Source organism: Corynebacterium sp. 2571A (assembly GCF_055700935.1).
On record NZ_JASTTE010000001.1, the window covers coordinates 567250 to 584557 of the forward strand.

Annotated in this window: 17 protein-coding genes; 7 read left to right on the forward strand and 10 right to left on the reverse strand. The window is 67.3% G+C overall.

What is annotated here, in order from left to right:
- The first annotated feature begins 66 nt into the window (after positions 1–66).
- A complete protein-coding gene (locus QQS53_RS02755) occupies positions 67–1188 on the forward strand; it encodes a muconate/chloromuconate family cycloisomerase (protein ID WP_472774404.1) in 1122 nt (373 codons plus the stop codon).
- Here the strand turns inward: QQS53_RS02755 and QQS53_RS02760 are convergent.
- Genes QQS53_RS02760 through QQS53_RS02770 form a run of 3 tightly spaced genes read right to left on the reverse strand, consistent with a single transcriptional unit; the run spans position 1185 to position 3992 of the window.
- Complete coding sequence (locus tag QQS53_RS02760) at positions 1185–1949, reverse strand: alpha/beta fold hydrolase (RefSeq protein WP_472774405.1); 765 nt, start codon at positions 1947–1949, stop codon at positions 1185–1187. The two genes, QQS53_RS02755 and QQS53_RS02760, sit on opposite strands and share 4 nt — an antisense overlap.
- A 17-nt stretch (positions 1950–1966) precedes the next feature.
- Positions 1967–3214 carry an acetyl-CoA C-acetyltransferase gene (locus QQS53_RS02765; protein ID WP_472774406.1) on the reverse strand — a complete coding sequence of 416 codons (1248 nt, stop codon included), beginning with the start codon at positions 3212–3214 and terminating at the stop codon, positions 1967–1969.
- A complete protein-coding gene (locus tag QQS53_RS02770; RefSeq protein WP_472774407.1) occupies positions 3207–3992 on the reverse strand; it encodes an IclR family transcriptional regulator domain-containing protein in 786 nt (261 codons plus the stop codon). Before QQS53_RS02770 ends, QQS53_RS02765 begins: the two co-directional genes overlap by 8 nt.
- 84 nt (positions 3993–4076) lie before the next feature.
- Here QQS53_RS02770 and QQS53_RS02775 point away from each other — a divergent pair, with 84 nt between their 5' ends.
- Together QQS53_RS02775 and QQS53_RS02780 are read left to right on the forward strand one after the other, a co-directional pair.
- On the forward strand, positions 4077–4817 hold the full coding sequence (locus QQS53_RS02775) for a CoA transferase subunit A (RefSeq protein ID WP_472774408.1): 741 nt from the start codon (positions 4077–4079) through the stop codon (positions 4815–4817).
- Entirely contained in the window at positions 4818–5468 is a 651-nt protein-coding gene (locus QQS53_RS02780) for a 3-oxoacid CoA-transferase subunit B (protein ID WP_472774409.1), read from the forward strand. It abuts the gene before it with no gap.
- A 47-nt stretch (positions 5469–5515) separates the two neighbouring features.
- Here QQS53_RS02780 and QQS53_RS02785 read toward each other — a convergent pair whose 3' ends face one another.
- From QQS53_RS02785 to QQS53_RS02795, 3 genes are all read right to left on the reverse strand, one after another.
- A complete protein-coding gene (locus tag QQS53_RS02785) occupies positions 5516–6079 on the reverse strand; it encodes a TetR/AcrR family transcriptional regulator (RefSeq protein ID WP_472774410.1) in 564 nt (187 codons plus the stop codon).
- A 133-nt stretch (positions 6080–6212) separates the two neighbouring features.
- Positions 6213–6503: a CBU_0592 family membrane protein gene (locus QQS53_RS02790; RefSeq protein WP_070768715.1), complete on the reverse strand. Its 291-nt coding sequence runs from the start codon at positions 6501–6503 to the stop codon at positions 6213–6215.
- Positions 6504–6530: 27 nt separating this feature from the next.
- On the reverse strand, positions 6531–6800 hold the full coding sequence (locus QQS53_RS02795; protein ID WP_070768716.1) for a CBU_0592 family membrane protein: 270 nt from the start codon (positions 6798–6800) through the stop codon (positions 6531–6533).
- A gap of 408 nt (positions 6801–7208) precedes the next feature.
- Here QQS53_RS02795 and QQS53_RS02800 point away from each other — a divergent pair, with 408 nt between their 5' ends.
- The 3 genes from QQS53_RS02800 to QQS53_RS02810 are packed head-to-tail and all read left to right on the forward strand — an operon-like array spanning position 7209 to position 9895.
- Positions 7209–7697 (forward strand): hypothetical protein, encoded by a 489-nt coding sequence (locus QQS53_RS02800; protein WP_448886972.1) that lies wholly within the window; start codon positions 7209–7211, stop codon positions 7695–7697.
- A gap of 2 nt (positions 7698–7699) precedes the next feature.
- Positions 7700–9193 (forward strand): molybdopterin-dependent oxidoreductase, encoded by a 1494-nt coding sequence (locus QQS53_RS02805; protein WP_472774411.1) that lies wholly within the window; start codon positions 7700–7702, stop codon positions 9191–9193.
- A gap of 12 nt (positions 9194–9205) precedes the next feature.
- Positions 9206–9895, forward strand: a complete 690-nt coding sequence (locus QQS53_RS02810) for a hypothetical protein (RefSeq protein WP_472774412.1) — start codon at positions 9206–9208, stop codon at positions 9893–9895.
- Here QQS53_RS02810 and QQS53_RS02815 read toward each other — a convergent pair.
- On the reverse strand, positions 9892–10332 hold the full coding sequence (locus QQS53_RS02815; RefSeq protein ID WP_070768719.1) for an Lrp/AsnC family transcriptional regulator: 441 nt from the start codon (positions 10330–10332) through the stop codon (positions 9892–9894). The genes QQS53_RS02810 and QQS53_RS02815 overlap by 4 nt on opposite strands.
- Positions 10333–10466: 134 nt before the next feature.
- Here QQS53_RS02815 and QQS53_RS02820 point away from each other — a divergent pair, with 134 nt between their 5' ends.
- A complete protein-coding gene (locus QQS53_RS02820) occupies positions 10467–11702 on the forward strand; it encodes an NAD(P)/FAD-dependent oxidoreductase (protein WP_472774413.1) in 1236 nt (411 codons plus the stop codon).
- A gap of 75 nt (positions 11703–11777) precedes the next feature.
- Here QQS53_RS02820 and QQS53_RS02825 read toward each other — a convergent pair whose 3' ends face one another.
- The 3 genes from QQS53_RS02825 to QQS53_RS02835 all read right to left on the reverse strand — a co-directional run bounded on the left by QQS53_RS02825 (position 11778) and on the right by QQS53_RS02835 (position 17308).
- On the reverse strand, positions 11778–13355 hold the full coding sequence (locus QQS53_RS02825) for an alkaline phosphatase (RefSeq protein WP_472774414.1): 1578 nt from the start codon (positions 13353–13355) through the stop codon (positions 11778–11780).
- Between the two features lie 254 nt (positions 13356–13609).
- Entirely contained in the window at positions 13610–14734 is a 1125-nt protein-coding gene (locus tag QQS53_RS02830; protein ID WP_472774415.1) for a class II histone deacetylase, read from the reverse strand.
- Positions 14735–14836: 102 nt separating this feature from the next.
- The gene (locus tag QQS53_RS02835) at positions 14837–17308 is read right to left on the reverse strand and encodes a UvrD-helicase domain-containing protein (RefSeq protein WP_472774416.1); all 2472 of its coding nucleotides are present in this window, start codon (positions 17306–17308) and stop codon (positions 14837–14839) included.

Here is a 17308-nt window from a genome sequence, read left to right on the forward strand (position 1 = left end):
GCCGCACGAAGTAGCGGTGGGGCTTTTGGTGCGTTAAACCTAGGAAAAAGAAGCGAGGATTGAGCAATGAGTGATCTGGTAATTGACAAGGTAGAAACCCGCCTGCTGGACGTGCCGCTGTTTCGCCCGCACGGCTTTGCCACCTACACGGCGACGGCGCAGCCCATCCTGCTGGTGATGGTGCGGCTAAAAGGTGGCATCGTTGGCTATGGCGAGGGCGTGGTGCCCGGCGGCCCCTGGTGGGGCGGGGAGTCGGCGGAGACGATGAAAGTCATCATCGACGGCCACCTGCGCCCGCACATGGAGGGCCGCCCGGTCAATGAGCTGGCGGGCATCGTGGCGGATTTCGAGCGCTCCGTGGCGAATATGCGTTTTGCGAAGGCGGCCTGCGACGTCGCCATGCACGACGCCTGGGCCCGCGCGCTGGGCGTGCCGGTCACGGACCTGCTGGGCGGGCGCGTGCGCGAGGCCATCGACGTGACCTGGGCGCTCGGCGTGCTGCCGCTTAAAGAGGCGCTGGAAGAAATCAACGACCGCCGCGAGCGCTTCGGGCACACCTCGTTCAAGCTGAAGATGGGCGCGGGCGATCCGGCGCGGGATACGGGGCGCATCGCGGAGCTTGCCGATGCCCTGGGCGGCGAGGTGGGCCTGCGCATCGACGTCAACGCGCGCTGGGACCGGCTTACGGCCCTGCGCTACCTGCCGCGCCTGGCGGCGGCCGGCGTGGAGCTTTTCGAGCAGCCCACCCCGGCGGATGATGTGGCCACGCTGCGCGAAATCACCACGCGGGTGGGCGTGCCGGTCATGGCGGACGAGTCGGTGTGCTCGCCGGCCGATGCCCTGCGCGTCGTACGCGCCCAGGCCGCCGACGTGGTGGCCATTAAGACCACCAAGCTGGGCGGGCTGCAGGAGTCGAAGAAGACCGTGGCCGTCGCGGCGGCCGCGGGCCTGGCCTGCCACGGCGCGACCAGCCTGGAGGGCCCCTTCGGCACGGCGGCCTCGCTGCACTTCGCGTGCTCCACGCCGGAGATTAACTTCGGATCCGAGCTCTTCGGCCCGCTGCTGCTGCGCGAGTCCTACACCACCGAGGACCTGGTCTACCGCGACGGGAAGGTCGAGCTGCCCGCAGGCCCGGGCCTGGGGCTCGAGCCGGACTGGGACAAGGTGGACTTCTTCACCCGCGACTAGGCGGACAGGAAGTCTGCCAGCGCCTTGGTTACGGCCGCGGGGGATTCCAGGGTCGGCACGTGCGCGCCGGGCACGGTGACTGTGGTTGCCGGCCCGCCCACGCCCTCGGCGATGGCGTGGACGGTGTCGGGTGGGGTGGAGGCGTCGTCGGCGCCGGCGAGGGTGAGCACGGGGCAGGTGATGTCGGTTAAGCGCTCGGTGAAGTCCCAGCCGGCCAGGGCGTGGGCGCAGCTGGCGTAGCCGGACCCGCGGGTGGCAAGGACCATGTCGAGGCAGGCGGCCGTGGTGGCCGGGTGGCTGCGGCGGAAGTCGTCGGTCAGCCAGAGCCCGACCACGGACTCGGCCATGGGGGCAAGGCCCTCGCGGCTGGTGAGCTCCACGCGGGGCAGCCACTTGTCCGGGCCGCCGAAGTAGGAGGCGGTGCACAGGAAGGCGGCGCGCTCCACGCGCGGCGAGGTCGCGGCCAGGTACTGGGCGATCGCCCCGCCCAGGGACAGGCCCACCACGCTAAAGCTATCGATGCCGGCTGCATTCAGCGTCTCCAGCACGTCGGCGGCAAGGGCCTCCATGCTGGCCGGCTCGGCGATGTCCGGCGAGCACCCGTGGCCGCGGTGGTCGATGGCGATGACGCGGTGGTCGCCGGCGAGTTCGTCGGCGACCGGGGCCCACATCGCGGTGGTAGAGGCGATAGAGCCCAGCAGGACGACCGGGCGGGAGGTGTCTTGGGTGGCGGGGAAGTCGTGGTAGTGCAAAACGGTCATGGTTTTTATCCTTTCGACTAGTCGCGGGTGAGGATGGCGGCTAGGCCCTGGCCGCCGCCGATGCACATGGTCACCAGCGCGGTGTGCAGGTCCTGGCGTTCCAGGGTGTGGGCGGCGGTCACCAGCATGCGCGCGCCGGTGGCGCCGACGGGGTGGCCCAGCGAGATGCCGGAGCCGAGCGGGTTCAGGCGCTTGTCGTCGGCGGAAATACCCCATTCGCGCAGGCAGGCCAGGGCCTGGGCGGCGAAGGCCTCGTTGAGCTCGATGAGGTCCAGGTCGTCGAAGCCCAAGCCCAGGCGTTCCAGGACGCGGGCGGTGGCGGGCACCGGGCCGATCCCCATGCGCTCCGGCTCGACGCCGGCGACGGCCCAGCCGCGCAGGCAGGCGGCCGGGGTCAGGCCGAGCTCCCGGGCGCGGGCGCGGGTGGTGACGATCATGGCGGCCGCGCCATCGTTTTGGCCGGAGGCGTTGCCGGCGGTGACCGTAGCCTCCGGGTCTTGGGCGCCCATGACCGGGCGCAGGCCGGCGAGCTTGTCGGCGGTGGTGCCCGGCCGCGGGTGCTCGTCGCGCTCGACCACGACGTCGGGGTCCTTGCGGCGCCGGCCCGGCACGGTCACCGGCACGATTTCGGCGTCGAAGAGCCCGCCTTCCTGGGCGGCGACGGCGCGCTGCTGGGAGGCGGCGGCGAGCTCGTCCTGGGCGGTGCGGCTAAGCCCGGCCTCGCGGCGGAGGTTCTCGGCGGTTTCGATCATGCCGCCGGGGATGGGGTGGTGCTTGCCGCCGGCGGTCTCGCGGGCCTGCTGCAGGCGGTCGCGCAGGACCATGTTGCCGGCCTTCACGCCGGTGCGGATGTCCGGGTCGACGGTGTATTCGGTCTGGGACATGGACTCGGCCCCGCCGGCGATGATGAGGTCGGCCGCCCCCGTGGCCACGTGCGCGGCGGCGGTGGTCACCGCCTGCAGGCCGGAGCCGCAGCGGCGGTCCAGCTGCATGCCGGGCACGCCCTCGCCCAGGCCGGAGTCCAGCGCCACCACGCGGCCCAGCGCGGGGGCGGCGCCGCTGGGGGCCGCCTGGCCCAGGATGAGGTCGTCGACGTCGGCGGCGCGCAGGCCGGTGCGCTCGACCAGGGCGCGCACGACGGTGGTGGCGAGATCCTGGACCGGCACGGCGGCCAGGGCGCCGCCGAAGCGGCCGACCGGGGTGCGCAGGGGCGAGCAGATGACGATGTCGGCATCGTTAGCGTCGTGGGCGGTGAACTTAGGCATGGTAAGGCTCCTTCGCGTGGGTGATATCGGCGCTGATGGCCTGCGTGGTGCGCAGCAGCGCGGGGATGAGGGTGGTCTCCAGGTGCTCGAGGTCGTAGGAGGCGGTCTGGGTGGAGATGTTGACCGCGGCCACGACCTTGCCTTGCGGATCGGTCACGGGCGCGGCGATGGACCGCAGGCCCAGCTCGAGCTCCTGGTCGACCAGGCTGTAGCCCTGCAGGCGGACCTCGTGCAGGATCTCGCGCAGCTGCGCCGGCGAGGTGACGGTCCGCGGGGTGAGCGGTTCGAGCGTGGTGTGGTCGAGGTGCTGGGCCAAGGAGGCATCGTCAAGCCCGGCCAGCAGGACGCGGCCCATGGAGGTCGCGTGGGCGGGGAAGCGGGTGCCGACGGTGATGTTGACCGTCATGATGCGGCGCACGGGCACGCGGCAGACGTAGACCACGTCGGCGCCGTCGAGGACGGACAGGGAGCTGGACTCGTCGATGGTCTGGGAGAGCGACTCCAGGTGGGGCTGGGCGAGCGCGGGCAGGCCCAGGCCGGAGACGAAGCTGTAGCCGAGCTCTAAAACCTTCGGCGTGAGCCAGAATTCGGAGCCGTTCGTGGCGGCGTAGCCTTCCCCCACCAGGGTGTGGAGGAAGCGCCGGGCGGTGGCGCGGGCTAGGCCGGTGGCGGTGGCGACCTCGGAGAGGGACTGCCGGGGTGCGTTCGGCCCGAAAGACCGGATGACCTGCAGCCCGCGGACCAGTGACTGGACCGGCTGAGGGGTCGGGGTGGACATGGTGGTTGCTCCTAAGCGTGTACGCTGCGTGTTCGCATAATGAACCCTTGTGCTCTGTACGAACTTCAGTGTACATTGTGGGGCATGTTTGACAAGACATTCCCCGAAATATCCGCGGCGGTGGCCGATATCCCGGATTCCGCATCGGTGGCCGTCGGCGGGTTTGGCCTGGTAGGCATCCCCGCCCGACTCATTGATGCGCTCCGCGAACAGGGCGCCAGCGATCTGACGATCATCTCCAACAACTGCGGCACCGACGGCTTCGGCCTGGGCCTCCTGCTGGCCGACGGCCGGATCGCCCGAACCATCGGCTCCTATATCGGCTCCAACAAGGAATACGCCCGGCAGTACCTGGCCGGCGAGCTGACCGTGGAATTCACCCCCCAGGGCACCCTGGCGGAGAAGATGCGCGCCGGGGGCGCGGGCATTCCGGCCTTCTACACCACCGCCGGCGTGGGCACCCAGGTCGCCGAGGGCGGGCTGCCCATGCGCTATAACCCGGACGGGAGCATCGCCGAGGTTTCCGAGCCGAAGGAGACCCGCGTCTTCGGCGGCCGGACCTACGTGCTGGAGGAGGCCATCGTGGCCGACTTCGCCCTGGTCCACGCTCATATCGCCGACCGCTGGGGCAACCTGGTCTTTTCCAAGACCGCGCGCAACTTCAACCCGGACGCCGCGCAGTGTGCGCGGACCACCATCGTGCAGGCGGAGCACGTGGTCGACCAGCTCGACCCGGACGAGGTCCACCTGCCCGGCATCCACGTCGACCGGGTGGTGGAAGTAGGACCGCAGGAAACGGGCATCGAAAACAGGACGGTGAGGTAAATGACCTGGACGAGGGAACAGATGGCCGCACGCGCGGCGAAGGAACTGACCAACGGGCAGTACGTGAACTTAGGGATCGGCATGCCTACGCTGGTGCCGGGCTTTCTGCCGGAAGACTCGGAGGTCATCCTGCACTCGGAGAACGGTGTGCTGGGCGTGGGCCCGTACCCGACCGAGGACGAGGTGGACCCGGAGCTTATCAACGCCGGCAAGGAGACCATCACGGTCAACCCGGGGGCGGCGTTTTTCTCCTCCTCGGATTCCTTCGGGATGATCCGCTCGCGCGCGGTGGACGTGGCCATCCTGGGCGCGATGGAGGTCTCGCGCTACGGCGACCTGGCCAATTGGATGATCCCGGGCAAGATGGTCCGCGGCATGGGCGGGGCGATGGACCTGGTGCACGGCGCCCAGCGGATCGTGGTGATGATGTCGCACACCAACAAGCACGGCGCGTCCAAGGTGCTCAACACCTGCGAGCTGCCGCTGACCGGCGCGCAGTGCGTGGACCTGATTATCACCGATTACGCGGTCTTCCGCGTGGACCCACAGGAAGGTCTCACGCTCATCGAGGTCGCCGACGGCGAGACCGTCGAGTCGGTGCGCGAGGTCACCGCCGCGGACTTCGCCGTCAGTGCAGAGTTAGAAGGCTAGAAGGCTAGAAGGCTAGAAGAGCCAGAAAAGCCAGAAAGCCCAGCGTCTTAAGCGCCCGGCCCGATATAGCTTTCGGGCGGGGTCAGCCGGGTGATCGCCAGGTTGATGCGGTCCTCGGTGAACTCGCCGAGCGACATGCTGCGGTGCAGCAGCAGGCCTTCGTAGAAGGCGTCCAACAGGTAGGTGGTGGGGGCATCGAAGTACTGGCCCATCACGTTGCGGCAGCCCTGCGTCCATTCCAGTAGGTTCATGCGGTGCAGGGGGCGCCGCAGGGACAGGGTGTAGAGCTCGGTGCCCAGGATCAGCGTCTTGCGGGAGGCCGCGGACGCGATGAGCATCTGGGACAGGGCGGCGCGGGCATCGTCAAGGCAGTGAATACCCGTGAAATAGGACCCGAAATCCGCCACGGAGCGCTCCGCGAAGACGGAAAAAGTGGCCGCCAGCAGGCCGTCCTTGTCGTTGAAGTAATAGGCGATGGAGCCCAAGGACACGTCCGCCTTGTCGGCGACGACGCGCATGGTGGTGCCGGCCACTCCGTTGTGCACGATGGAGTCTAGGGTGGCATCGATAATGCGCAGTCGGGGGCCGTACTGGGGGTTATTCTTGGGCAACCATCGCTCCTCAACGCAGCCGAAACGCGGCCGACAAGAAAGCGGGCGGCCGCGGCAGTAAACCGTGTGCTAGGGAAAGTATAGTTGCCCACCCCGGACCGGCAAGCAGGGGTCGGGGGTGGTGGCGTTAAATTTAGGCCTCGTTGCGGCGGGTGTCCGGCACGGCCTCGGCGGCCTTGCGCTTGCTGGAGGAGGTGAAAATCTTCCACAGGCCGAACAGGGCGACGATGGCCCAGACGGCCTCGGTGATGAACAGGCCCGGGTTGAACGGGGACAGGGCGGTGTAGACGAAGCCCATCGCGCCCAGGAAGTTCAGGGTCTGGTAGATGGGGGAGGTAGCGGTCAGGACCTTGAAGTTGAGCAGGCCGAAGGCAACGACGAAGCAGATGCCGGCGATGATGCCAATTTCGTAGGAGAGTGCCATGAGGGTTTTCCTTTCGTTCGTTGCGGACTAGGCGGTGGCGGACTGGGACTGGTTCTTCCGGCGGTTCAGGAAGATCTTGATGATGCCGTAGAGGCCTAGCAGGGACCAGATGAGCTCGGTCCAGAACACGCCCGCGTTGAACGGGTTGGCGGCAGAAGCGGTCAGGAAGCCGGCGCCGACGAAGTTCAGGATCTGGTAGGGGTAATCGTCCGGCGTCCACTTGCCCAGGTTGAGCATCGCGAAGGCGAAGAGCAGGGCGACCGAGGCGATCAGCCCGAAGATGACCATTGCTGACATTGTTCGACGGTCCTTTCAGAGTGTTTGCGATATGTGAGCGCGACTAGCCGCGCGCAGGAGCGCCCCGCGGGCGCTACATTTATAGACTCTAAGCTGGGTTTTTAATCCATGCGAAGTCGAACGAGCATACGGTTTTGGACGCTTGATCTAAACCGCAGGTAAACGGGATAGCCCCGCCCTTGAACGAACGATCAATTCAGCGCGTTTGCCCAGCTTAAACTACCTTGGGGTTATGGGCGCAGCGGCCTGATACCGGCCACCGGCCGGACGCGCGTGCCCCGTAAAGCCCGGAAAGACTTCAGTGTCTTTTCGCCCAAACCTGCAACGCGAAAACTCCGCCGGCGCGCACCCGCAGTGCCGGCAACCGAAGTCGATAAAGAACAATCTGAACAGAAAAGGAGCCGAGCCGTGTCACAGCAACCGAACCCGGACACCGAGGACATCAAGCTCCACGTCAAACCCGGGAAGACGCGGGCGCCGTTTTTCCGCTATATCCGCATCAACCTGCCGCGCCTGACCAAGGCCGCCATCCTGGTGGTCGTGGCGCTTATCGGCGGCTGCGCCTGGGCCGTGCTGTCCAGCGGCTTCGACATCTTCGCCGGCAGCGACATCGCGCTCGGCCTGGTCATCGCCCTGGCCGCAATCTTCCTGGTGCTGGGCCTGGTGACCAAGTGGCGCATCTGGGGCTTTGGCACCGTGGTGGCCGCCGCCGGCATCCTGGTCTACATCGGCGGCCTGTTCGGGCATGCGCCCTTCGTCGGCAACGGCGCGGGCGTGTACCTCGCGGCCGGCTGGAACACCATGTTCTTCGCCAGCCTGGCCTACTGCGTTATCTACTGGGCGCTGAACTACGGCGTGCTGGTGGCATACCCGGATACCCAAGGATTTGAGGATTAATCATGCTAGAAGAATTTCCGGTCTGGCTCCGCGTCGAGCACTTCGTCAACATCTTGTTCGTGACGCTGTTTATCCGCAGCGGTATCGAAATCCTGGGCACCTTCCCCAAGCTGCACCGCTCCGTGCACACCCCGCTGGGCGGGCAGTGGGCGCAGTTTTCCATTAAGCAAAAGCGCAAGCGCAAGTACTTCCCGGTCTCCGGCGAATACGACGACTACTCGCCCGTCATCTCGCTGCCCGGCCACGGCGCCCTGGGCCAGGGCCGCTACTGGCACTTCATCAGCGTGATGGGCTGGGTGCTGCTGATGGTCATCTACTGGGGCCTTTTGCTGGGCACCGGGCAGTGGCGCCGCTACTGGCCGGAGGACTGGGGCGTTTTCGCCCAGGCCTGGGACGACCTCATCCACTACCTGGCCTTCCAGATCCCGCCGGCGATGGATGGCTACCCCTTCAACGCCATCCAGCAGCTGTCCTATGGCTTCGTGGTGCTCATCCTGCCGCTGTGGATGATCATCACCGGCGCCTTCCAGTCGCCGGCCATTAACAACCACTTCCCGCGCATTTCCAAGCTGATGGGCGGGCGCCAGGTCATCCGCACCCTGCACTTCTGGGGCCTTATCGCCTACGTCGTCTTCATTGTCATCCACGTCGCGATGGTGGTCCTGCACGGCTACGGCCACGAGGTCTCCAAGATGGTCTTCGGCCACTCGGAGAACCCGATCGCCGGCGGGGTCATCTTCACCCTGGGCCTGGTCGGCATCGTCGCCTTCCACGTCTGGGCCACGAAGACCTCCCTGGAGCGCCCGAAGGTCATCGAGCGCCTGCACAACGTGGTGGTCCGCCCGTTGACCCGCGCGCTGCGCAAGCTGCCCTCGCGCCAGAACAGCTACAGCGATGCCGAGATCACCAAGGCGCCGCACCACCGCGCCTCGGGCATGCCGCCGGCAACGGAGGCCTATATGGCCCTGGTCTGCAACGACTACGAGGACGACTACGTGCTGGAAATCGGCGGGCTTGTCGAAAAGCCCATGCGCTTGACCATGGCGGATATCCGCGAAATCGCCGGCGGGCACTCGCAAAACACCGTCCACCACTGCGTGCAGGGCTTTTCCTCGGTGGGCAAGTGGGACGGCGTGCCGCTGTACAAGCTGCTCGACCTAGCCGGCCCGCTGGACGGCGCTAGCGACGTGGTGGTCCACAGCTTCCAGAACATGACCCGCGACGACGACAACTACAACGGTTCCTACTACTACGAGTCCATGCCGATGGAAGAGGCCCGCCAGCCGCAGTCCCTGATTGCTATCGGTTACGACGGCGACGAGATCCCCATCAAGAACGGCGCGCCCATGCGCCTGCGTCTGGAGACCTCCACCGGTTTCCGCTCGGCGAAGTGGCTGGACCGGATCGAGGTGGTCAACCGCTTCGACATCATCGGCAACGGGATGGGCGGCTTCTTCGAGGACACCGATTCCTACGACCGCCTGCAGATGCTCTAAGGAGGACACACCATGTCACGAGCGTTATACCAAGACATTTTCCTAAGCCCCGAGCAACAGCAGCGCGTGCGCGACTACCTCCGCGAGGTCGACTTCCACCTGCCGGGGGCGGGCCCGGACGACTTCGAGGTCAACCCGCGCGCCCGCTACCTGGGCTACATGTTCCAGGCCGAGGACCTGGAGTCCTTCGGCGTGGGCCTGCAGTGCACCCGCCCGGGCATGGAGGACCAGCGCACCTTCATCCGGGTTAGTCGCGGACAGCTGCTGGGCGAGGACGACGCCCCGCGCCTGCCCGTCAACGACCCGGTCCTGGCGCGCGAGGCCATGACCCTGGATCGCTTCTACCGCGCCGAGGACCCGCCGCGGCCCACCGGCGTTAACGCCTATGCTCACGATGCCGGCCTGCCCGGCGCCGACATGGACCTGTCCATGCTGGAGGAGCAGCTGCGCGACATCGTCGCCTTCCACAACGGCGAACAGGTGCCGGGCAACCAGGAGATCCTGGACCTGCGCATCTACTGGGGTACCCTGCTGGCCGGCCGCTACCCGCGGCTGCAGGCCCTGCGGGCCAAGCTCAGCGAGGACCAGGCCGCCCGCCTGGACCGGCTGGAGGCCGACATCACGGCCCTGGCCGGAATCCTGGAGGCGCTGGACCTGCCCACGCTGGAGGATCTCAAGAAGCCGAAGCGCGAGGACGGCTAGCCCGCCCGGTGGTCGAAGACCAGGGAGGTGTTGGTGGAGGCCACCTCGGGGCGCGCGCTGACCACATCGGAGATGAAATCCCGCAGACCGGCCGCGCTGGCCAGCTGCACGTGCGCCACGAAGTCCTGGTTGCCGGCCACGAAGTAGACGTGGCGCACCGGCTCTAGCTCCAGCAGGTAGTGGTAGAAGTCCCGCAGGGCGCCGCGGGCGCCGGGGTGGAGGCGGATGTGGATGAGCGCCTCCGTCCCCAGCCCCAGGGCCGCCGGGTCCACGTGCGCGGAAAAGCCGGTGATGACCCCGCGCGCGATGAGCGAGTTCAGCCGGCGGTGGGCGGTGGACTCGCTGACGTTGATGCGGTGGGCGAGTTCGGAGATGGGCAGGCGGGCATCGGAAGCCAATTCGCGGCAGATGGCCGCCTCAATCTGATCCAGCTGCATGGGGGTGTTCGTTCTCCGCGGTGGGGGATGCTTGCAAAATCGGGCGGATTCTGGGGGATCCTGCCAATGTGTACCCGCCCACTCTATCCTCCGTGGATGATATAGGTATTCAAATCATCTGTGAGGAGGAGCACATGACTAAGGCTATTGTGGTGGGCGCCGGTATGACCGGCCTGTCGACGGCGTGGTACCTGCAGGAACACGGCTACGACGTGGAAATTGTGGACAAGATCGGCGTCGCCGCCGGCGCGTCCTGGGGCAACGCCGGGTGGCTGGCGCCCGGCAAGACCATCCCGCTGTCCAATTCCAGCCTCTGGGGCTACGGCCCCACCGCTCTGTTCGACAAGGATGCGGCGCTGAGCGTGCCCACCCGCATCGACCCGAAGCTGTGGGCGTTCGTCGCCCAGTTCATGGCTCGGGCCAACCAGCGCTCCTGGGACAAGACCATGGCGGCCCTGACCCCCATCGACAAGGCCGCCCTGGGCGCCTACGACGAGCTCATCGACGGCGGCGTCGACGCCGTGACCCACGAGGGCCCGTTCATCGTCGGCTTCGAAAACGACAACCAGGCCAAGGGCTTCTTGGACGAGGTCGAGGGCGCCATCCGCCACGGCCAGGAGATCCCCTTCGAAAACCTCAGCCACTCCCAGGCCCTGGACTACGCCCCGATGCTCTCGGAGCGCGTCCAGACCGTCTACAAGCTGGGCGGCCAGCGCTACATTGAGCCGCAGTACTTCTGCGAGGCCATCGCAGAGTCCTTCGTGGCCCGCGGTGGCACGATCACCACCGGCGCGGAGGTCACCGACGTCCAGTCCACCCGCAAGCCGGCCATCCAGCTGGCCACCGGCGAGTGGAAGCCCGCCGACGTGGTGGTCATCGCCACCGGGGCCTGGCTGCCGAAGCTGGCCAAGTCCCTGGGCGTGCGCACCATGGTCCAGGCGGGCCGCGGCTATTCCTTCACCGTCAAGCCGGAGCAGGAGGCCAAGCACTCGGTCTACCTGCCGGAGACCCGCGTGGCCTGCACCCCGGCACCTACCCGCGGCCGCTTCCAGATCGCCGGCACCATGGAATTCCGCGGCCCCGACGAGGCCTTCCAGCCCGGCCGCATCGAGTCGATGATCAAGGTCACCGCCCCGATGTTCAAAGGCATCGACTGGGACGACATCCAGGACGAGTGGGTCGGCTCCCGGCCCGTGACCCCGGACGGCCTGCCGCTTATCGGCCAGACCCAGGTGCCCAACGTCTACACCTGCGGCGGCCACGGCATGTGGGGCGTAGTGCTGGGGCCCATCTCCGGCAAGCTGCTGGCCAAGCAGATCGCCACCGGCGTTATCGATCCCATCCTGGACCCGTTCGACCCGCTGCGCTAAGGCCAGCAGTCAAGCAGGCACAGCGCAGAAAGAATTCCCATCACCTCCCGCGAGGCGATGGGAATTTTTTGGCGCTTAGGCCAGGCCGATCTGGCGCAGCAGCTTCTGAATGGGGGAGAAGTCGATCTTCAGGATGCCGGCTGCCTGCGCGGCGGCGAAGATGGCGCCGAAGATAGCGGCCACCAGGCCCGCGCCCGCCAGGCCGGAGGCGGCGTTTGAACTGCCCTGCGCGGAGCCAGCGGTGCCGTCCTGGTCCCCATCGTCCTGGGCGTCATCGCCCGGCGTGCCCGGGGTTTCCTTCCACCAGGACTTCATGGCCAGCTGGGCGACGTCGGTGTTGTCGATGTAGTCGCCGCGGACCGGGTCGGTGCCCTTGACGCGGGACATGATGTCCTCGGAGCCGGCGCCCTTGAAGAAGAACGGAACCAGCTGGTTGGTGTGATCCGTAGAGTACCACTGGTGGCTCGGCAGGGACTCGGCGTCGCCGGCCATCTGGTTGAAACGGCCCTCCTCCGGCTCGTTCTCACCGGACAGGTAGCCGGTCTCGTGGTCGGCGGTGACGATCAACAGGGTCTCGTCCCAGTTGGAGTTCTGCTCTACCCACTCGATGGCGGCGTCGACGGAGGCGTTAAAGTCCTGCATCTCCTCGATCTCACGGGCGGACTGGTTGGCGTGGCCGGTCCAGTCGATGGCGCCGCCCTCAATCATCACGGAGAAGCCGTCGGCGTCCTGGCCCAGGGCGTTCAGGGCGCCGGTGGTCATGGTCGGCAGGTCGACGACATCGTTTTGCGGATCGGAGTACGGGGTTGTCCCCTCCCCGGAGCGGGACTGCTGCAGGGTGGAGTGGACCGGAGCCAGGCCCCAGTACTTCTTGCCCTCTTCCACGTTGCCTTCGGCCAGGCTGGCGAAGCCGTCGTTGGAGTCGAAGTACTCCCAGTCGGTCTGGCCCTCGGCCAGGCGGTTGTAGTCGGCCTCGTCGATGTAGCCAAAGGAGCCGGTCTCCGTCGGCTGGTTGTCATTGGTGAAGAACGGGTGGCCGGCACCCATGACCACGGACAGGTCCGAGTCGATCATGTCCTTGGCGATCTCGCCGTAGGCGTTGCGGTCCTGGTTGTGGGCGGCAAAGGCCGCCGGGGTGGCGTGGGAGAACGGCACGGAGGAGACCACGCCGGCGGACTTGCCCTGCTCGATGGCGGTTTCCTGGGAGTTCTTCTGGGCCATGCCGTAGTTGGACATGCCCAGGATGCCGTTTTCGACCTTCACGCCGGTGGCCATGGCGGTACCTGCCGCGGCCGAGTCGGTGATGATGCCTTCCTGCACGTACTCGTGGGTGGCCCAGGCCTTGGACGGGTCGTAGGACCCGCCCTGGGAGTAGGTGGACATGGACAGGCGGTTGAAGTCCTCGTAGGACTGGACGGACTCGCCGTCCAGCTCCTGCGGGCCTTCCTCGCTGAATTCGCCGTCGACCAGGTACTTGGACTGGCCGGTTTCGTACAGGTTGTTGTAGGCGACGTGGCCGTAGCCCATGCCGTCACCGATCATGTAGATGATGTTCTTTGGGCCGTTGGATTCCTGGGCGGTGGCCGGGGCAACGCCCGCGGCGATCAGGGAAGCCGCAACGGCCACGGAGCCGGCGCGCAGAGAAAAACGCATGAGAAGGGTCCTTCACTTAGACGAGATAGAGAGACAAGATGAGACAGCGTACGGGCAGTGGTGGCCTCCGTCCCCATGCTGCGCCAAGGGCGGCGTTATGGTTTTGACAGGCCGGTCACAGCCGCACGTGAAGAAACTCTAAACTCCGAACATCTCGGGACCATGACAGTGAAGGAAACTTCGCGTTAACTCTCGCGGGCGCACCCCGCGCCGGGGCGCGCCCAGGGGCAAGCCCCGGAGACAAACGTCGGGCGCTAGCCGGCCGGTACCTGCTCGACGAGCGCGGCGGCACGGGCGACCTCGGCGCGCTGGTGCTCGTAGAGCTCGTCCACGCCTTTGGTGTCCAGGTTCGCCGCGTGCGGGTCCCCGAAGCCGGACGCGCGGCCGGTCAGCTCCTCGATAACCCCCAGCCCGCAGATGGGCAGGTAATACGGGCTGTAGCCGCCCTCCTGGAGGAAGGCGATCCGCCCGCCGCAGAGGGCATCGGCAGCCGCCAGCAGCCGGCGGGTCAGCGCCTTGAAGCCGCGCTGGGTGACCATCATCTGCGCCAGGGGATCCATGATGGCGGCATCAAAGCCGCTGGCCACCACGATAAGCTCCGGCCGAAAGCGCTCGAGCGCGGGCACCACCACGTCCGCGAACGCCAGATCGTAGACCGCGTTGCCGCTGCCCGGAGGCAGGGGAATATTCAGCGCCGCGCCCTGACCCGCGCCGGCGCCGTTGTGCTCGCGGTGCCCGGAGCGCGGCGGGAAGTTGTTGTGCTGGTGGACGGAGATGGTCAGCACCTCCGGGTCCTCCCACCAGATGTCCTGGGTGCCGTTGCCGTGGTGGACGTCCCAGTCCACCACCGCCACGCGCCCCACCCCGTGCACCTGACGCGCGTGCGCAATCGCCACGGAGGCGTTCCCGAACAGGCAAAAGCCCATGCCGCGGGCCCGCTCGGCGTGGTGTCCCGGCGGGTTGACCAGCCCGTAGGCCGTATCCACCTCGCCGGTGACCACGGCCTCCACCGTGCGGATCGCCCCGCCGGCGGCCAGGCGCGCGATGTCGAACCCGCCCCGGCCGAACGGGCTGGCGTCGTCGCCGGCGTCACCCCCGCGCAGCAGCTGCGACTGCCGCTTCATCTCCGCGATGTGCCCGCGGGTGTGCACCCGCGCCAGCTCGTCTTCGCTCGCATACCGCGCCCGCAGCGGCGTCAGGTGCTCGCGCAGGGCGCTGACCTGCACCAGCTCGTGGAAGCGGCGCTTAGTGTCCGCGTGCGCGACGTGGTGGGAGATAGGCTGCAGGCCCCGCGCCGGGTCCGCGGCCTCCATCCCGCCGGTGCCGGTATCCACCCAGCCGTAGAGCGTGTCCCACAAATACCCAACCCGGTCCACCATCACAGCGTCCTTTCCTCGCGTTCACAAAACCAAAATGTGATGTGGAGCCTACCGAAGCACGGATGTGGTGTAAACGATAATCTGTGCGGCGGGGTTAACCGGCTAGGCCTCTCCAGTATCCGCCGAGTCCTCGCCGTCCGCGTGCTCCTCCCGCTGCGGCAGCAGCGGGCTGGGGTCGCCCACGACGCTGACCAGGAGCTGGTCGCGGGCGCGGGAGGCCGCCACGTAGAGCAGGGCGCGCTCGCGCAGGAGGGCGTCTTCGTACTCGGCCGGCGCCAGGCCGCGTAGCGCACTGCGCTGGGGCAGAGAACGCTCGCCCACGTCCAGCAAGATGACGTGGCTGAACTCCATTCCCTTGGCGTTTTGCATGGTCATCACGGACACCGGCATCTCGGAGGCGCGCACCGGCGAGTGGCTGTCATTGACCGCCACGCCCGCCTCCGATAGCAGCGTGGAGACCGAGCGGATGCGCATCTTGGACCGGGCCAGCACGCCGATGGACGCGTTCGGGTTCTGCTCCAGCCAGGTGCGGATGGTAGCTACCAAGAGCTTTGATTCCTCGCCTTCGTCCTGGCTGTAGGCCACCTGCGGCACCGGGCCCAGGCGCACCGAGCGGTAACCGGTGATGTCATCGGTGGATTCCGTGGAGTCAATCCATTCGGCCCCTTTCAGGATGGCGGAGGCATAAGCCAGGTTCTGCGCGGTGGTGCGGTAGTTCAGGCGCAGCTTGTGGCTGGCGCGCCCGCGGGTGCTGATCCCGTAGTGGGAGAGCACCAGGCGCTGGCCGTAGATGCGCTGGTGGGAGTCCTCGGCCAGGAAGATATCGTTCGGCCCCTGCGACACGCTTGCGCGCAGGAAGCGCCAGTGGCCGGGGTGGAAGTCCTGGGCCTCGTCGACCAGCACGTGGTCGAAGAGGCGGTCCTGGCCTTCGCCGTAGCGGGCCTCGAGAATCTCCGCGGCCACCACGGCCAGGGCGGGGAAGGGCAGGCGCTGCTCGCTCACGCACTTCTTCAAGAAGGCCTGCACCGTGGCCCAGACCGCCTTGCGCTCCTTCCGCGACAGGGAGGTCCCGCGCCCGGCCCGGGAAACGCGCAGGTAGTCGCGCTCGGCGTGGATGTTGCGGGTCAGGAAAACCGCGGCGAATTCCTGGGAGAGAAACTCCGGCTTTTCCTTGCCGCCGCTGAGATCCTGGCCGACCAGGTTGATGGATTCCTCCCAGAGCTTTGTCTCCGTGCGGGCGTCCATGGACTTGGGGTGGAAGGAGGCCTGGATACCTAAGCCAGCCTCGAGCGCGCTGCGGATTTCGCCCGGCTGGGCGTGATCGATGACGCGGCGGATGAGCTCGTCGATGCCGCTAATCCACAGCCCGGGCGCCCCGTGGGTGGTCGCCTCTGGGTAGGTGGGGTAGAGCTGGTACATCTGGTGCTTCAGCGACCGGGACAGGTCCCGGGTGAAGGTGGTCAGCAGCACCCGCGGCGGGCGCCCGGCCGTGGTTTCCTTGTCCAGCAGGTGCTTCGTGCGGTGGAGCACCACGATGGTCTTGCCCGTGCCCGCGCCGCCGACAATCCGCGCGGACCCGGAGTGCTGGGCCGTCACGGCGGAGCGCTGCGACGGGTGCAGGAAGATCCGCCAGTCGTCCATGGTGCCCTCGGTGAGCACCCGGCGCATCTCCTCATTGCTTTCCACCATGATGAAGCTGCGTTGGCCCGCCGGCGTGGACATACCCGCCACTAGCGCGTCGTCCTCATTCTGCGGCTCCTCGGCCGAAGGCGAAGCACCAGCATCAGCAGCACCAGCATCCGCCTCAGCCTCGACATCAGCGTCAACACCAGGCTCGCCCAAGCCAAGGTCCTCGATGACCTCGGCCACGCTCATCCCGGCCAGCAGGCCGGTGGCGGCGTCCAGGGTCCATTCGGGCTGGGTACCAAGCAGATCGACGAGCTCGTCCTCGCTGCCGGCGGCCAGCACGGCGGCGGCTACCTCCGGCCGGAAGCCTAGGCGCTCGATCAGCACCGTGCTGTCGATGCCGCCTTCTGCGAAGACCTCAGCCGGCGGCCGGCTAGCGGTGGGCGCCTCGGTGATGCCGCTTGTCGCAGCCGGCTCTTCCGGGGCCTGCTTTTCCTGCCAGCGGGCCAGCTGCCGGCTGGCCTCCTCGGCCGCCAGTGCCTTGGCGCGGGATTCGACCTCCGCCGCGATCGCAGCCTCAGACTCCGACGGGCCAGGCGCCCCCAACTCATCCGTGGCGAGCGGTTCGCCCATGATGAGCTCGGTGACGCCGTTGGTCGGGTTGATGTCCAGCTTCACCCGGGCGGCCAGCTCGTAGGCGTCGTCGTGGTTCAGCACGTCCGCGATCAAAAACGTGCGGTCCCGGCTGCCGTCCATGTCGAACAGCACCGCCCGGTATTTATGGTTGACCCGCCCGGTGCGCACGCGCTTGTCCCGGGCGTTGCGCACCGGCTCGATGTGCAGCGACGGGTTGGTGGGATCCGAGGTGAGCTTGTTGACAAACGCCATGATGTGCTCGGAGATCCCGTAGCGCTGCGTGATGGACTTGTAAAAGACAACTTTGGGCAT

What these genes read in the sequence shown, in the direction of transcription:
- QQS53_RS02755 (WP_472774404.1), top strand. Translation starts at nt 67, where the DNA reads ATGAGTGATCTGGTAATTGACAAGGTAGAAACCCGCCTGCTGGACGTG.
- QQS53_RS02760 (WP_472774405.1), bottom strand. Translation starts at nt 1,949, where the DNA reads ATGACCGTTTTGCACTACCACGACTTCCCCGCCACCCAAGACACCTCC.
- QQS53_RS02765 (WP_472774406.1), bottom strand. Translation starts at nt 3,214, where the DNA reads ATGCCTAAGTTCACCGCCCACGACGCTAACGATGCCGACATCGTCATC.
- QQS53_RS02770 (WP_472774407.1), bottom strand. Translation starts at nt 3,992, where the DNA reads ATGTCCACCCCGACCCCTCAGCCGGTCCAGTCACTGGTCCGCGGGCTG.
- QQS53_RS02775 (WP_472774408.1), top strand. Translation starts at nt 4,077, where the DNA reads ATGTTTGACAAGACATTCCCCGAAATATCCGCGGCGGTGGCCGATATC.
- QQS53_RS02780 (WP_472774409.1), top strand. Translation starts at nt 4,818, where the DNA reads ATGACCTGGACGAGGGAACAGATGGCCGCACGCGCGGCGAAGGAACTG.
- QQS53_RS02790 (WP_070768715.1), bottom strand. Translation starts at nt 6,503, where the DNA reads ATGGCACTCTCCTACGAAATTGGCATCATCGCCGGCATCTGCTTCGTC.
- QQS53_RS02795 (WP_070768716.1), bottom strand. Translation starts at nt 6,800, where the DNA reads ATGTCAGCAATGGTCATCTTCGGGCTGATCGCCTCGGTCGCCCTGCTC.
- QQS53_RS02805 (WP_472774411.1), top strand. Translation starts at nt 7,700, where the DNA reads ATGCTAGAAGAATTTCCGGTCTGGCTCCGCGTCGAGCACTTCGTCAAC.
- QQS53_RS02810 (WP_472774412.1), top strand. Translation starts at nt 9,206, where the DNA reads ATGTCACGAGCGTTATACCAAGACATTTTCCTAAGCCCCGAGCAACAG.
- QQS53_RS02815 (WP_070768719.1), bottom strand. Translation starts at nt 10,332, where the DNA reads ATGCAGCTGGATCAGATTGAGGCGGCCATCTGCCGCGAATTGGCTTCC.
- QQS53_RS02820 (WP_472774413.1), top strand. Translation starts at nt 10,467, where the DNA reads ATGACTAAGGCTATTGTGGTGGGCGCCGGTATGACCGGCCTGTCGACG.
- QQS53_RS02825 (WP_472774414.1), bottom strand. Translation starts at nt 13,355, where the DNA reads ATGCGTTTTTCTCTGCGCGCCGGCTCCGTGGCCGTTGCGGCTTCCCTG.
- QQS53_RS02830 (WP_472774415.1), bottom strand. Translation starts at nt 14,734, where the DNA reads ATGGTGGACCGGGTTGGGTATTTGTGGGACACGCTCTACGGCTGGGTG.
- QQS53_RS02835 (WP_472774416.1), bottom strand. Translation starts at nt 17,308, where the DNA reads ATGCCCAAAGTTGTCTTTTACAAGTCCATCACGCAGCGCTACGGGATC.